A 14,502-nucleotide genomic window follows, 5' to 3' on the forward strand; every position below is an offset into this window, starting at 1 on the left:
TTGCGATTTGTCGGCAACGGTGCAAAACCCCGGCACATGAAAAATTTTACGTTCCAGACCGTGCCAATTCTTCATTTTGGCGAGGGTTGTCTTTCACTGTTGGCGGACCAGATCGCTGCTCTACGTGCCAGCCGCCCGCTCATCGTAACCGACAAGGGTATTGTTTCCGCCGGTCTGATTGCGCCGGTTGAGGCAGCGCTGGGAGAGGCGGGTCTGAAGGCCGCTGTCTTTGACGCTGTCATCGCCGATCCCCCGGAGTCGATTGTGCAAGAAGCCATTGCTAAGGCTCATGAAGTCGAAGCCGACATTGTGATTGGCCTGGGCGGGGGAAGTTCCCTCGACACCGCCAAAGTCGTCGCTGCGCTCGCGGTTGAAGGCGCGCAGTCGCTGTCCGACATTTACGGGGTCGGATTACTCGCGGCCAAGGGATTGCCGACCGTGCTTATCCCGACCACGTCGGGAACCGGCTCCGAAGTCACCGCCATTTCCATTTTGACCACCGGTAAAACCACCAAAGCGGGAATCGTGTCACCCCATCTTTTTGCGGATGTCGCGCTTCTGGATCCTGCCTTGACCGCAGGCCTGCCCGCCGATGTGACGGCGGCGACAGGAATTGACGCCATGGTCCATGCGATAGAGGCATATACCGGCCGAAATGCGAAAAATCCGGTGTCCGACATGCTGGCGATTGAAGCGCTAAAACTTCTCACGGCGCATATTGAAACAGCCTGTTTTGATGGCGGGAACATGATTGCCCGTGAAGCGATGCTGCGAGGATCGATGCTGGCAGGACAGGCATTTGCCAATAGTCCGGTTGGAGCCATCCACGCTCTGGCTTATCCGCTGGGCGGAATTTATCACATTCCCCATGGTCTATCCAATGCGCTGGTGATGCCGCATGTCATGCAGTTTAATGTTGGCGCTTCCGCCGCGCTCTATGCGGAATTGGCGAATGCACTGGATATTCCCAGCACGGGTTCAAACAGCGCAGAAGCCCGAGCCCAGAGCTTTATCGATTATCTTGAGGGGCTAGCGGTTTCCGTGAGCGCGCCGCGGCGATTGCGGGATGTCGGGATATCGGAAGATGCCGTGGAGGAACTTGCCGAAGCCGCCATGCTGCAGACCCGGTTGCTGGTCAATAATCCCCGCGAACTCGTTCTTGATGATGCCCGGAAGATTTACGCCGATGCCTGGTAAGCGTGTATCGCGCACAATTCCGGTTCGGTCAGATTATCGCGCAGGATCAGCCATTACAACGCGCTGGAATGACAATGACCCTTATGGCCATGTCAATAATGCGATTTTCTATTTCTGGTTTGATACGGCCGTAAACCGCTATCTGGTTGAGCAGGAAGTTCTGGATATTACGGGCGGTGAAACCATCGGTCTGGTTGTCCAGACCGCTTGCGAATATTTCGCTCCGATCGCCTTTCCTGACGAGGTTATGGCGCGCATCAGAGTCGATCGTCTTGGCAACAGCAGTGTCACCTATGGAGTTGGCCTGTTTCGGGGAGAAGAGCAGGAGGCTTCTGCTGCGGGAAGTTTCACACATGTCTATGTTGACCGGCAGTCCCGGCGACCAGTGCCCTTGCCGGACAGCTTGCGATCGGTGCTGGAATCAATAGCAATCCCGACGGATTCAAAGGAACCCGCTGGACAATAGTCAGGCCGCAGGCGATAGCGGCTTTCATGTCGACACGTCCATCCGATAACCCGCAAAACGCTCCGCTTATGCCGATGGGATCGGTGCTGTTTGGCTTGCTGACATTCTCGATGATGGATGTCGCGATGAAGAGTCTGAGCATGGAACTGGGAGCCTATAACGCGATACTCTGGCGGGTCCTGACATCCCTGGCGATCGTATCGGTTATCTATTTTGCAAGGCAGCCCAGAATGCCCGGCAAGGCTGCACGCAAAATCCATCTCCAACGCGGGATTATCGTGGTGTTCATGTCCTACCTGTTTTTCTGGGGCTTGGCACGTGTTCCGCTGGCGGAAGCGATTGCCCTGTCGTTCATCGCCCCGATTATCGCGCTCTATCTCGCTGCCGTTTTTCTGGGAGAGACCATTCAGCGCAGCGCGATCTGGGCATCGATACTCGGATTTGGCGGTGTCTTGATAATCGCTCTGGGACGGGCGCAAGGGGGATATACCGAAGACTCCGCTCTGGGAATTGGTGCCATCCTGCTGTCGGCTGTTCTTTATGCCGGGAACCTGGTCATTCAGCGCCGCCAGGCCTTGCTGGCCAATCCGATTGAAATCAGCTTCTCCCAAAATTTGATTGTGGGAGTTTCGTTCCTTCTGGTCGCGCCATTTTTTGCGGTTGTACCCGATGCTGAATTTGCACCATTGATCGGCGGATCTGCGATTTTGTCAATTTTGTCCGCCGTCTTTATCGCCTGGGGATATGCCCGAGCGGAAGCACAGAACCTGATCAATCTCGAATATAGCGCGTTTATCTGGGCAGCGATATTCGGCTGGATATTCTTTAACGAGCCCGTGACACTGGCGACGATTTCCGGAACCATTTTGATTGTTGCCGGATGTATATTGGCCAGCCGACGGGACAAGCCGGTCGCTCATGTCGAAACGACGGCAGTTTAGAACGCGCTGGTTGCAGCGAAGTCTGGCTGTCTATTTGACCGTGCCGCGGAAACTCAGTTCACCGGATTGACCAGATGCGATCGCATCCGTGAATACCCAGCGGATATGCGTAACATCGGAAGGCAGTGCCGGACGGGAAATCGGTGTTCCAGCCGCTGCCGGCGTTGAAACCGTAAGGTTGCCCAACTGTCCGAACGTCACGCCGTTATCGACGGAAACGACCGCCCATTTCTGACTGACCTCAGTAAATGACACGGCTGAATGGACTGGATTGTTGATGACAAATCCTGTCACAGGAGTGGCGCCGGTGTTGCGATAGGCGTTGATGATGATCAACTTGTCGCCGGGAACGACTTTTACATCTGCCGGAGCATAGAGTTTTGTCATCGTTGTTCCGGATGCATCGGTCTCGGTTCGCTCGACCTGCATTCGGCTTTCAATCTTGATATTTGCCCGCGGATCGGGGGCAGATTGCATGCTGGCGGCGATCGGTGCTGCCCGAGCCGCTTCCGCAGCCGATATGCCGACAGTCAAAACCGCGGCGACCAGTGCGGCTTCGGTAAATACTGTACGCTTGTTCGACATGACTTGTGTCCCATTCAATCCTGCCCGTATCAAATACGGTTCATACGTGATTTTGAAATATGGATGAACTTGGTTAACGAGCGGTTAAAATCTGCAAATGGACCTGCCATATTCCTGCATATTCACGGTTTGTCGCGAGCGAGAACGAGCCTGACAACAAGCGGTTGCAATTTTGTTGGCTTCCGAAGGATCGACCGGCTAAGGACGGGGCTATGGGCCAGACTGCGTATCGTTGCCGCCTTTTTCTGTTGCTGGCCGTGGCCGGTTTCGCGGCGATGCCAGTCGTCGGTTCGACAGCCTCATTCGCACAGACACTTGATAACTCACCAGATGATTCAAAAACTGCTATTCCTGCACAATTGCCGGACGAACAGCCCCTCGACCCCGATCAGCCGCTGACCGATTTTCCGGATTTTGGGGTGGAATGGCCAGACGTAGATCAAATCGCGGAACCGGAAGATGTGGATCCCGCCGACGACGAGGGTGCGGTCGAATCTGAAGATTCAGAAGGGCAAGCCGAAGGCAACTCCGCCATCGAAGGCGAACCAATCCTTGTCGGTGACGATCTGATCCCGGCACTGAGCGAAAATTTCCAACCCGAGAATGTGTTGGCTGACAGCAGCTATACTGTTGTTTTTGCGGGCTTGCCTCCGCAATTGGGCAATGCGTTTATCGACCGTTTTGAAACCGTCTCCGCGCTGGAACAATATCGCGGTCAGGAAGCCAATTTTGCGCAGATCAAGCGTCGAGCAGAAGCGGATGCGGAAACCTTTGGCCGGCTTCTTCGGTTTGAGGGCTATTATGACGCAGTCGTCGTCACCCGCTTTGCGGCGGTTGAAGCAACCGTCGATCCAAATGATGTCATCATCACCATAAACACGGTTCCCGGACCGCAATATAAATTCGCGACCATCGCACTGCCGGGCTTGTCCGCGGCGCATGAAGGTGATTCTGCTTTGCTGCGTGACGCATTTGATATCCGCGCAGGTGATGTCATCAACAGCGACGAAATGGTAGCTCAGCGAAAAGAACTTGATATTGCTCTGGAGGAGAACGGATACCCGTTTGCCGAAACGGGTCAGCCAGAGCTGGTGATCGATCATGCAGAACGTGACGGCGATCTCGTCGTCAATGTTTCACCGGGCAATCGCTACAAGTTTGGATCGGTCGTCATGGAGGATGAAAAGCTTTTCGGACCGGAACATGTACAATTGATCGCGCGATTCAATGAAGGCGAGCTTTACCGACAATCGGACCTCGAAGATCTGCGTCGCGCGCTGATTTCGACCGGGCTGGTATCTACCATTTCACTAGAGCCCGTAATATCCCAAGACCCGGAGAAAGTAGATATTGCCGTTGGCTTGACGCCCGCTCCGCTGCGGACAATTTCCGGAGCATTGGGCTATGGAACAGGCGAGGGTGCGCGCGCGGAAGTCAGCTGGGAGCATCGCAACCTCTTTCCCCCGGAAGGACTGATGCGCCTGACCGGCGTGCTCGCAACCCAGGAACAGTCCGGAAGCATGATTTTCCGTCGCAATAACTTCCGGCGTCGTGACAATGTCCTCAACGGCCGTGTCGCACTCAGCAATATTGATCGCGCGTCATTTACAGCCCGGACATTTTCAATCGGAGCAAGTCTGGAACGCCAGAGCAATCTGATTTACCAGAAAAAGTGGAGCTGGTCGACGGGCATAGAGCTGATCGCATCTCAGGAACGCGACATTACCGGTGCCATCCAGACGACATCACGAGATACGTTTTTCATCGGCTCGTTGCCGGCATCCGTGACATATGACGCGAGCGACAATCTGCTCGATCCGAAGTCCGGTTTCAGGATCGGCGCACGTGTGGCTCCTGAAGCGTCACTGCAATCAGGCAGCTTTTTCTACGTTCGCAGTCAGATTGACGGCAGCGCCTATTTCCCGGCGTCGGACAAAGCTGTTTTGGCGGGACGGGTGCGTCTTGGTTCGATTGCCGGTGCAGGAAATAACAGCATCGCACCATCTCGCCGACTTTATTCTGGCGGTGGCGGATCCGTGCGCGGATTTGGTTTCCAGAGGATCGGACCGCGCGACGTGAACAACGATCCGGTGGGTGGGCGCTCGCTGGTCGAATTCTCTCTGGAAGCACGCGTTCGTGTGGGGAATTTTGGAATCGTTCCGTTTGTTGATGCCGGTAATATATACACCGAGTCCCTGCCTGATTTTTCTGGTTTGCGTTACGGAGCGGGTCTCGGAGTGCGCTATTACAGCGACTTTGGCCCTATCCGCGTGGACGTTGGGACTCCGATAAACCGGCAGCCCGGAGACTCCCGCATCGCGGTGTACGTTTCTTTGGGTCAGGCATTCTGATGACCGAAGAAAACCAAAAATCGGCAGCGGCTCGGCGGCCACTGCTCAGCCGCACTTTTCTGATTTTTCTTGGTTCGGTTTTTCTACTGGCGGCGGTCGCGGTGATTGGATTTTTCGTCTGGCTGGATAGCGAAGACGGTCATGAATTCGTAATCGCACAAGTCGAGCAGCTCGATCGCAAAGACGGCCTGGAGATAGATATCGGTGCCATAAACGGTTCCATCTATGGCGAGATGAAAATCGTCGATCTCAAGTTGAGTGATCCGCAAGGTATGTTTTTTCAAGCCGGCGAAGCGACCATCGACTGGAAGCCGACGGCCTGGATATTCAACGAGTTGAATATTTCGAAAGCCATATTATCCGAAGCGCGCCTCGACCGCTTCCCCAAACTTGTTGATACTGGCGAAGACAAGCCGTTACTGCCAGAGTTTGATATTTACATCGCGTCTTTTAATGCGGATGCGCTGGCATTGGGCAAGGCGATTGCCGGCACCCCTCAGCAAGCAAAAATATCCGGCGCAATCGATGTGCGAGCCGGCCGCGCGATGGTCAATATTGATGCTGCAACCAGCGAAAGCGGCGACATGCTGGTTTTGACCCTGAACGCAGAACCAGAGAATCGGAAACTGGATTTGGATGCGGATATTACAGCCCCAAAGGCCGGTGCAATTGCCTCTTTTTTGGGACTGGAGGAAGATACAAGCCTGACCTTGGCCGGGGAGGGCGATTGGGACAGATGGGAAGGCGACTTGTCGGTCGACGGCGCCGAACGGAATTTGGTCAAGTTTGATTTGACGGCTCGTGATGGTCTGTTTGGCTATGATGGCAGAATATCGGCGGGAATTTTGCCCTCCGGTTTGGCGAGAAATCTGGCCGGCCCGCAACTGACCATCAACGGAACGGCAACGGTCGAGAGTGGGCTGGTTCAAATTGATGCCGCGGCCCGTTCTGCGGCAGCGACGCTGCTGGCCAAAGGCGGATTTGATACACGTGCAAATGGGCTGGATGCCTTGCGCGTCGATATCGATGTCCGCAATCCAGCTGCTCTGGCGAAGAGCATGAAGGCGCAGGACTTGCAACTCAAGGCCATCATCAATGGTCCGATGGCAACCTTGCGTTACCAATATTTACTGACCTCACCACAACTGGCTTTCGGGAAGAGCCTGCTCAGCGGTGTTCGCGCCGAGGGACAAGGCCAGCGTGATCAGCGCGGATGGGATATTCCCGTTGAGTTCGAAATCACATCACTGATCGGTAATGGGGAATTGATCAAACAGCTTGTTTCGGGCTTGAACGGCAAGGCGTTTTTCAGACTGGAAGGCAGCAGGCTGTTTGCGCCTGATACAAATCTTGCAACTGCCACAGCGCAGGGCACGGCAGATATTGAAATGGAGTTCTCGACCGGAAAGCTAGCGGTTGATCTTGATGCGCAGGCTCCCGGATTTCTTGTGCGCGGCATCGGGCTTGCGGATATTGTAACTGATTTGACAATTGGAACCGGAGCGGGAGGACTGGCGCTGGACGGCACCGTTGCCGCCCAACTGCGCCGATTTGACAACGACTTTCTGCGGGAACTGGGCGGCGGCCTGCCGAGCTTGCGAACGGTGATCGGACTGGGTCCGAACCGCCGGTTACGGTTCACCAATCTCGATATTACGGCTCCGAAATTACAATTTAGTGGCGGCGGGGCGCAAACGGATTCTGCCAAATTCGCTTTTGACGGGCGCGGAAAACATGATCAATATGGTGATTTTGATGTCGCATTGACCGGTCGTCTCGATCGTCCGGAAATCGCATTGGTGCTGGATAGCCCGCTACCCGCTGCCGGTTTGTCGAGGGTGAGGCTCGACTTGCAACCGATCGATAGCGGATTTGCTTTCACAACCGCGGGCGGTTCAACTTTGGGGCCCTTTTCGGGTGAAGGAATCATTGTTGCCGGTGCTGGTCAGGATGCGGTTATTCGCGTTGAACGTTTGCTGGTCTCTGACACAATGGCTACCGGAACCATTCGCCCGACCCGGCTTGGGCTGGCTGGCAATCTGAACGTGCGTGGCGGCGGCGTCGACGGGACAGTCCTGTTCGAGCCCGGGCGTGACGAGGCCACCGGAAACCGGCAGCTGGTCCGGGTGCAGCTGACAGCAAAAAATGCCCGGTTTGAAGGCGAACCTCCGATTTTGATCAGAACCGGTTCAGTCGATGCGGACATATTGCTGGTGGAAGGACGTTCCGATGTGCAGGCCACCGTCCGGGCGCAGGGCATCAGCAGGGGAGATTTAATGATTGGCCGTGTTGCGGGCAACGCAAAACTGTCGGATGGCAGCGGTCAGGCCACATTCTCGATCGCGGGAACTCGCGGAAGCACATTTGATTTTCAGGCCCGGGCCGATGTGACACCGGATTCCTATGTGATGACGGGGAACGGGGTTTTCGAAGGTCGCGCTCTGCGACTGACAAGACCTTTGCGATTAAGCCGCACCAGTGATGGCTGGGCGGCTGCCCCTGCGACAATCACTTATGGATCCGGTCGAGCAAGTTTTTCCGGTAAATGGGGTAGCGGCTCATCGCGGCTGCAATTGCAGCTTGCAAAAATGCCGTTGTCGTTGCTGGATATTGCCTATGATGATCTCGAACTCGGCGGAGAAGCCAGCGGGTCGATCAACCTGACTCAGACTGCAAGCCGGTTGCCGGTAGGCGACGCGGAACTGAAAATCGATGGCTTGACCCGGTCGGGTCTGATTCTGACATCCACACCGGTCAATCTGGGGCTTAACGTCGCGATCTCCGCCCGTAATGCAGCCGCCCGAGGAATAATCAAATCTCAGACCAACAAGACGATTGGCCGGTTTCAAGGGAGAGTCACCGGCCTCGGCAACGGACGTTGGCAGGATGAGCTTCTGAACCGGCCGTTATTTGCCCAGGCGCGGTTCAACGGAACAGCGGAAAGCCTGTGGAGGCTGACTGGTGTCGAAACATTTGATCTTACCGGCCCCGTTGCTGTCAGTGCCGATGTTGGCGGAACACTTGCCAATCCCCAGATCAAGGGACAGCTTAAAACGAGCAATGCCCGGCTGGAAAGCCCGCTCACCGGGACAGTGATTTCCGGCATCAAGGCCGCCGGTCAATTTGACGGATCACGCCTTGTCCTGCCGAATATTTCGGGTGTGACCCGGGGCGGGGGATCGGTCAGTGGGAATGGCAATTTCAATTTTGCAGCGGCTTCGGGGGAAGGCGTCGGTATTGAAATGGATATTATCGCGGACGGGGCCGCCTTGATCGCCCGCGATGATTTCGCAGCGACAGTGACCGGCCCGATCAACATCCGCAGTTCGGCAGATGGCGGGCTGATAACAGGTGATGTCGTTTTGAATCGCAGCTTTTTTAGATTTGGACGGGCTTCGGAAACCGTGGCTTTGCCCGAGATCAAGGTGACAGAGATTAACCGCCGTGCCGATGAGCGTCCGCGCCGTGCGCGCAGTCGGCCGTGGCGATTTGCCCTGAACGCCAATGCACCCAATCGCCTCCGGGTAGAAGGGTTGGGTTTGAGCAGCGAGTGGCGGGCGGCGTTGAAAGTGTCTGGACCGGTCGACAATTTTGCGCTGACCGGCAGCGCCAACCTTGTCCGCGGAAACTATACTTTTGCAGGTCGGCGGTTTCAGTTGCAACGCGGACGCATTCGTTTCGTCGGCGGTCAACCACCTGACCCGGTTCTGGATATTGAAGCGGAGGCGAATCTGACAGGGCTCAGCGCAACGATCAACGTGACCGGAACCGGGAACCGGCCAGAGATTGCATTTAACAGCATCCCCGCTTTGCCAGAAGATGAACTGCTGTCGCGCATCCTGTTCGGTGCTTCTATTTCGGATCTTTCCGCGCCGGAGGCTGTCCAGCTCGCTGCAGCCGTGGCATCACTCAATAGCGGCGGCGGTCTGGATCCAATCAATCAACTCCGCAAGGCTGTCGGGCTGGACCGATTGCGGATTCTGCCTTCTGATACGGATACCGGATCCGGAACATCGATTGCAGCGGGTAAATATATAACCCGGCGCGCCTATGTGGAGCTGATCACCGATGGCAAGGGCTATAGTGCGACCCGGCTCGAATTTCAGATCACCCGATGGCTGTCGATCCTGTCGAGTATCTCTACTCTGGGGCGCCAGAGCGCGAATGTGAAGATCAGTCGGGATTATTGAGTTTGCCCGTCTGGTCCCGAGGTGGGGGCAGGCTTGGCTGGGACATAAACTCCGGAAGAACCATCAACCGGTTTCAGGTTTTTGCCAGAGATTGCGAGTATCGTTTCCGTCAGTTCCGGTATCTCTCCATTGGTCTTCACATCCTCATATGTAAGCCGGACCCGGTCGCCGGTCAGCTCCCAGGAGCCACTGCCGATAACATCCAGCCCACCGACGATCAGGTACCAGCGAAACTTGCCATCTTTCGTCAGTTCCAATCCGGATGCTGTCTCCATGACTCCTCTGAGATAATAGCGGCCGAGCAATTGGTCAGCGGCAGCGCTCTGGCCGTTTTTCTGCGCGGCCACGGCGGTCTTTGTGTCGGGCGCGGAGGTCGAGATGTTTTTCGCACCGCAGCCAGCAAGTAATATCGCCGCAATGGCCGTATATGGGATTTTGGAAGCCTGCTTGGACATGGCTCACTCATGGAGGTTGATTCTGGAATCGGCAAGCCGTTCTGAGCCCAACACCAAATATCAACTGACAGCCGGTATTAGACAGCCGGTATTCGCAACAATGACGAAAAAGCCCGGAGCAATCGCTTGCTCCGGGCTGTTAATCCAGTGTGATCCCGAAGATCAGGCTGAATAGTACATGTCAAATTCAACCGGATTTGGTGTCGTTTCCATCCGGCTGACTTCTTCCCATTTCAGTTCGGCATAAGCATCGATCTGGTCTTTGGAGAAGACATCGCCTTTGAGCAGGAATTCGTGATCTGCTTCCAGAGCTTCCAGCGCTTCACGGAGCGAACCGCAAACTGTTGGAACTTCGGCAAGCTCTGCAGGTGGGAGATCATACAGGTTTTTGTCCATGGCATCACCGGGATGGATTTTATTCTCGATGCCGTCGAGGCCTGCCATCAACAGCGCAGCTGCGGACAGATATGGATTGGCGAGAGCATCCGGGAAGCGGAACTCGACGCGCTTGGCCTTGTCTCCGGCACCGTATGGAATACGGCAGGATGCAGAGCGGTTACGGCTGGAATAGGCCAGCAGCACAGGTGCTTCGAACCCGGGGACCAGACGTTTGTAGCTGTTGGTCGTGGCATTGGTGAAGGCATTACAGGCTTTCGCATGTTTGATCACGCCGCCAATATAGTGGAGACACATTTCCGACAGACCGGCATATTCATTGCCTGCGAAAAGCGGTTTGCCGTCTTTCCAGATCGACATGTGCGTGTGCATGCCCGAACCATTATCATCCTTGATTGGCTTCGGCATGAAGGTCGCGGTTTTGCCATAGGCATGCGCCACCTGTTGCACGACATATTTGTAGACCTGTGTCCGGTCAGCGGTTTCGGTCAGCGTCCCAAAGGTGATGCCGAGCTCGTGCTGTGCTGCCGCCACTTCGTGGTGATGCTTGTCCATCGGCAGGCCCATTTCCAACATGGTTGCGACCATTTCGCCGCGAATGTCCACAGCGCTGTCGACCGGAGCGACAGGGAAATAGCCACCCTTTGCACGGGGACGATGTCCCATGTTGCCAATGTCATAGTCACGGCCGGTATTGGTAGGCAGCTCGATGTCATCAATCTTGAAGCCGCTGCGATCATAACCGTCTTCGAATTTCACGTCGTCAAACATGAAAAATTCCGGTTCCGGTCCGACATAAACCGTGTCGCCAATACCGCTGGATTTCAGATAGGCTTCGGCCCGGACTGCGGTTGAACGGGGGTCACGGCCGTAGAGGGAGCCATCACCTGGCTCGACAATGTTACAGACCAGTATCATCATCGATGTTGCTGAAAACGGATCCATATAGACAGCATCGAGATCGGGACGCAGGATCATGTCGGATTCGTTGATCGCTTTCCAGCCTTCAATCGAAGATCCGTCAAACATGAAGCCTTCTTCGAGAACGTCTTCGTCGATGACCTCTGCACACATGGAAAGATGCTGCCATTTTCCGCGTGGATCGGTGAAGCGTACGTCAACCCATTCGATCTCGTGTTCCTTGATCATTTTCATGACGTCTGCTGGTTTGTTGCCCATTTTTAAGTCCCTTGATTGTGGTTTGGATAAATTTCTGATGGATCGTTAGATGGCGTCGCTGTCACGCTCGCCGGTGCGGATGCGCAATGCCGATTCGACCGGCATCACGAAAATTTTGCCATCGCCGATACGGCCGGTCTGGGCAGCGGAAGAAATCGCTTCAACAACGCGTTCTGCCAGCGCGTCATCAACCACAACCTCCAGTTTCACTTTTGGAAGAAAGTCGACGACATATTCGGCGCCGCGATATAATTCGGTGTGGCCTTTCTGACGACCAAACCCTTTTGCTTCGGTGACGGTGATGCCGGAAACGCCCACTTCGTGCAGCGCTTCTTTGACTTCATCCAGTTTGAAAGGTTTGATGATCGCTTCGATCTTTTTCATGTTCTTGTTCGTCCCTGTGTCCCTTGAGCCATGGCGTGCATATGCGGCACCAGAGCCGGGCGCTATTTGCCCTGTTGGGATTCAATAACCATGCCAAAAAGGAATCGTCTAAAGAATCGCTGAAAAGCAGGCTAAAGCCTATTCACAGCAGTTTCAATGCCGCTCAAAAAACAGGCAGAAATCTGACCGTCCGCCTAAAAATTAGGCAGGCGAATTGGCTTTTCTATCGCGCGACCGGAGCACTGACTTCTGCGACATTGGCCTTGGTCCAGTTTGAACGATCGATGACATAGTGCCGCAAGGCTTCCACCTGATCTGCACTGACCTGGGTGGAAAAGCCGACCATACCGTGCTGTTTGAGTTGTCCGCCCTGTACGATAGAAGCCCATGCTTCGGCGCTGGGCAGGACACCCGAAACGCGCAGGTCTGGTGTGAAGCCGTTGCCGATTGCGCTGTCGCCATGGCAAACCAGACAGTAGCGTCCGTAGAGCGCCTTGCCTTCTGCGATTTGCTCTGGCGTTCCGGTTGGTTCGGGTGGGTTCCACTCGACTTCAGTTTTCTCGGGTAGCTCGGGAAATTTGGTTTCTCCGCCGATTTTCATGACCACCAGACGGGGGATGTTTGGTACTTGCCGCGATGCGCCGCCGGCGACACCGGCAACCAGCGGAAAGGCCCCGCCCTTGCTGGTCAGAAAGGCAACATATTGCTCACCATCGACCATATATGTCGAGGGCGCACTGACAATCCCCGATTGCATGTCGAGACTCAACAGTTCCTTGCCGCTATCGGCGGCATAGGCCTTGAAGAGACCGACACTGGTACCCTGGAACACAAGATTGCCGGCGGTTGTCATCGTGCCGCCATTCCACGCGGCCGGATAGTCGGCAGACCAGGCCACTTTCCCGGCCTTCGGATCAAAGGCCACCAGCTTGCCAGTCGTCGCAGCAATTGCCGCTTTGTAAACATCCTTGTCGTCAGGCAATTGGCCGATCGCCCAGCCAATGCCGACATTAAAACCCAGTCGTTCCCGTTTTTTGTCGAGTTCGGTTGTGGGATTCTCATATCCCTGCGGAATCTGCTGAGCGGGGATATAAACCAGTCCGGTGGCCGGATTGTAGCTCATCGGATGCCAGTTATGTGCACCGAGCGCGCCGGGTATTGAAACGAAAGGCTCACCGGTCTTGTTGTACCGCGCCGCCGCGGTCTCAATCGGACGACCGGTTTTCAGATCATAGCCATCTGCCCAGTTTATGCCGTCGACAAACGGTTCCGCGCTGATCAGAGTGCCATCGATCCGGTCGATCACAAAAAAGAAGCCATTTTTCGGCGCGTGGTAGAGTACCTTGCGCATTTGGCCGTCAATTTCCATTTCGGCCTGAATGATATGCTGTGTGGCTGTGTAGTCCCAGTTTTCGGCAGGTGTTTCCTGATAGTGCCAGATATATTTTCCGGTATCGGGATTAACCGCCACGACGGAAGACAGGAACAGATTGTCCCCTTCGCCGCCCGACCGCAAGCTGTGGTTCCAAGGATTGCCGTTGCCGACGCCAAAATAGAGCTGGTCGAGATCTTCATCATAGACGATGCTGTCCCAGACGGTTCCGCCGCCACCGGATTCTTTCCATTCGCCTTCGCCCCAGGTCTTGTTGGCGGCTTTCTCAAAAATTTCGTCGCTGGCTGCGCCATCCGGTTTTCCTTCCGGATTGGGCACTGTGTAGAAACGCCATTTCATTGCGCCATCGCTGACATTATAAGCCGACAAATATCCGCGCACGCCGAACTCGGCGCCGCCATTGCCGATGATCACCATGTTCTTCACCACCCGCGGCGCGCCGGTAATAGTGTAGGGCTTGCTGTTATCCGTTGTCTGGGTCTCCCAGAGCCGCGCTCCGGTATTGGCATCCAGCGCAATCAGCCGTCCGTCAATAGTTCCAAAAAACAGTTTCCCGCGGGAGATTGCGACGCCTCGGTTGACGACGTCGCAGCAGGCATCAACCGCTTTTTCACCCGGAACTTCGGGATCATAGGACCATAATTCCTTGCCGGTTTTGGCGTCATACGCGAATACTTTCGACCATGCGGTCGAGATATAAAGCTTGTCATCAACAACAATCGGAGTTGCTTCCTGACCGCGTGCATCGGGCAGGTCTTTGAACCAGGCAATACCCAGTTCACCGACATTGCTTTCGTTGATCTGGGTGAGCGGGCTGTGACGCTGTTCCTTGGCATCAAAACCGATATTGCTCCATTCTGTTGTGACGTCTGCATCTGCCGATTGTTCTTCGCCCGTGGTCTGGCTTTGGCAAGCCACCAGCAAAAGCGGTGCAATCATGAGTCCGAACCTGCGCATCATCTCTC

Annotated in this window: 10 protein-coding genes; 5 read left to right on the forward strand and 5 right to left on the reverse strand. The window is 55.2% G+C overall.

All coding sequences use genetic code 11. The features are described from left to right. Positions 1–36 precede the first annotated feature (36 nt). The 3 genes from ABJI30_RS06625 to ABJI30_RS06635 are packed head-to-tail and all read left to right on the forward strand — an operon-like array spanning position 37 to position 2,604. Positions 37–1,197 carry an iron-containing alcohol dehydrogenase gene (locus tag ABJI30_RS06625; RefSeq protein WP_348016396.1) on the forward strand — a complete coding sequence of 387 codons (1,161 nt, stop codon included), beginning with the start codon at positions 37–39 and terminating at the stop codon, positions 1,195–1,197. Beyond that, positions 1,187–1,663, forward strand: a complete 477-nt coding sequence (locus ABJI30_RS06630; protein ID WP_348016397.1) for a thioesterase family protein — start codon at positions 1,187–1,189, stop codon at positions 1,661–1,663. The genes ABJI30_RS06625 and ABJI30_RS06630 overlap by 11 nt, the downstream gene beginning before the upstream one ends. A 26-nt stretch (positions 1,664–1,689) precedes the next feature. Then, positions 1,690–2,604 carry a DMT family transporter gene (locus tag ABJI30_RS06635; RefSeq protein WP_348016398.1) on the forward strand — a complete coding sequence of 305 codons (915 nt, stop codon included), beginning with the start codon at positions 1,690–1,692 and terminating at the stop codon, positions 2,602–2,604. A gap of 30 nt (positions 2,605–2,634) precedes the next feature. On the opposite strand, the gene ABJI30_RS06640 is transcribed toward ABJI30_RS06635, so the two are convergent. Then, a complete protein-coding gene (locus tag ABJI30_RS06640; protein ID WP_348016399.1) occupies positions 2,635–3,189 on the reverse strand; it encodes a hypothetical protein in 555 nt (184 codons plus the stop codon). 212 nt (positions 3,190–3,401) lie between these two features. On the opposite strand from ABJI30_RS06640, the gene ABJI30_RS06645 reads away from it, so the two are divergent. Continuing rightward, complete coding sequence (locus tag ABJI30_RS06645) at positions 3,402–5,540, forward strand: BamA/TamA family outer membrane protein (RefSeq protein ID WP_348016400.1); 2,139 nt, start codon at positions 3,402–3,404, stop codon at positions 5,538–5,540. Then, the gene (locus ABJI30_RS06650; protein WP_348016401.1) at positions 5,540–9,730 is read left to right on the forward strand and encodes a translocation/assembly module TamB domain-containing protein; all 4,191 of its coding nucleotides are present in this window, start codon (positions 5,540–5,542) and stop codon (positions 9,728–9,730) included. The genes ABJI30_RS06645 and ABJI30_RS06650 overlap by 1 nt, the downstream gene beginning before the upstream one ends. Here ABJI30_RS06650 and ABJI30_RS06655 read toward each other — a convergent pair. The 4 genes from ABJI30_RS06655 to ABJI30_RS06670 all read right to left on the reverse strand — a co-directional run bounded on the left by ABJI30_RS06655 (position 9,724) and on the right by ABJI30_RS06670 (position 14,497). Beyond that, entirely contained in the window at positions 9,724–10,185 is a 462-nt protein-coding gene (locus ABJI30_RS06655; RefSeq protein WP_348016402.1) for a hypothetical protein, read from the reverse strand. The two genes, ABJI30_RS06650 and ABJI30_RS06655, sit on opposite strands and share 7 nt — an antisense overlap. Before the next feature lie 162 nt (positions 10,186–10,347). Continuing rightward, complete coding sequence (gene glnA / locus ABJI30_RS06660; RefSeq protein WP_348016403.1) at positions 10,348–11,760, reverse strand: type I glutamate--ammonia ligase; 1,413 nt, start codon at positions 11,758–11,760, stop codon at positions 10,348–10,350. A gap of 45 nt (positions 11,761–11,805) precedes the next feature. Beyond that, a complete protein-coding gene (locus tag ABJI30_RS06665; protein ID WP_348016404.1) occupies positions 11,806–12,144 on the reverse strand; it encodes a P-II family nitrogen regulator in 339 nt (112 codons plus the stop codon). A gap of 223 nt (positions 12,145–12,367) precedes the next feature. Continuing rightward, the gene (locus ABJI30_RS06670) at positions 12,368–14,497 is read right to left on the reverse strand and encodes a PQQ-dependent dehydrogenase, methanol/ethanol family (RefSeq protein ID WP_348016405.1); all 2,130 of its coding nucleotides are present in this window, start codon (positions 14,495–14,497) and stop codon (positions 12,368–12,370) included. Positions 14,498–14,502: the final 5 nt, after the last annotated feature.

This window comes from Parasphingorhabdus sp., from assembly GCF_039968395.1.
In the GTDB taxonomy this organism is placed as follows: Bacteria; Pseudomonadota; Alphaproteobacteria; order Sphingomonadales; family Sphingomonadaceae; genus Parasphingorhabdus.

Coding starts and splice junctions, on each gene's coding strand:
- ABJI30_RS06630 (WP_348016397.1), top strand. CDS start 1,187: ATGCCTGGTAAGCGTGTATCGCGCACAATTCCGGTTCGGTCAGATTAT.
- ABJI30_RS06635 (WP_348016398.1), top strand. CDS start 1,690: ATGTCGACACGTCCATCCGATAACCCGCAAAACGCTCCGCTTATGCCG.
- ABJI30_RS06665 (WP_348016404.1), bottom strand. CDS start 12,144: ATGAAAAAGATCGAAGCGATCATCAAACCTTTCAAACTGGATGAAGTC.
- ABJI30_RS06650 (WP_348016401.1), top strand. CDS start 5,540: ATGACCGAAGAAAACCAAAAATCGGCAGCGGCTCGGCGGCCACTGCTC.
- ABJI30_RS06655 (WP_348016402.1), bottom strand. CDS start 10,185: ATGTCCAAGCAGGCTTCCAAAATCCCATATACGGCCATTGCGGCGATA.
- ABJI30_RS06645 (WP_348016400.1), top strand. CDS start 3,402: ATGGGCCAGACTGCGTATCGTTGCCGCCTTTTTCTGTTGCTGGCCGTG.
- glnA (WP_348016403.1), bottom strand. CDS start 11,760: ATGGGCAACAAACCAGCAGACGTCATGAAAATGATCAAGGAACACGAG.
- ABJI30_RS06670 (WP_348016405.1), bottom strand. CDS start 14,497: ATGATGCGCAGGTTCGGACTCATGATTGCACCGCTTTTGCTGGTGGCT.
- ABJI30_RS06640 (WP_348016399.1), bottom strand. CDS start 3,189: ATGTCGAACAAGCGTACAGTATTTACCGAAGCCGCACTGGTCGCCGCG.
- ABJI30_RS06625 (WP_348016396.1), top strand. CDS start 37: ATGAAAAATTTTACGTTCCAGACCGTGCCAATTCTTCATTTTGGCGAG.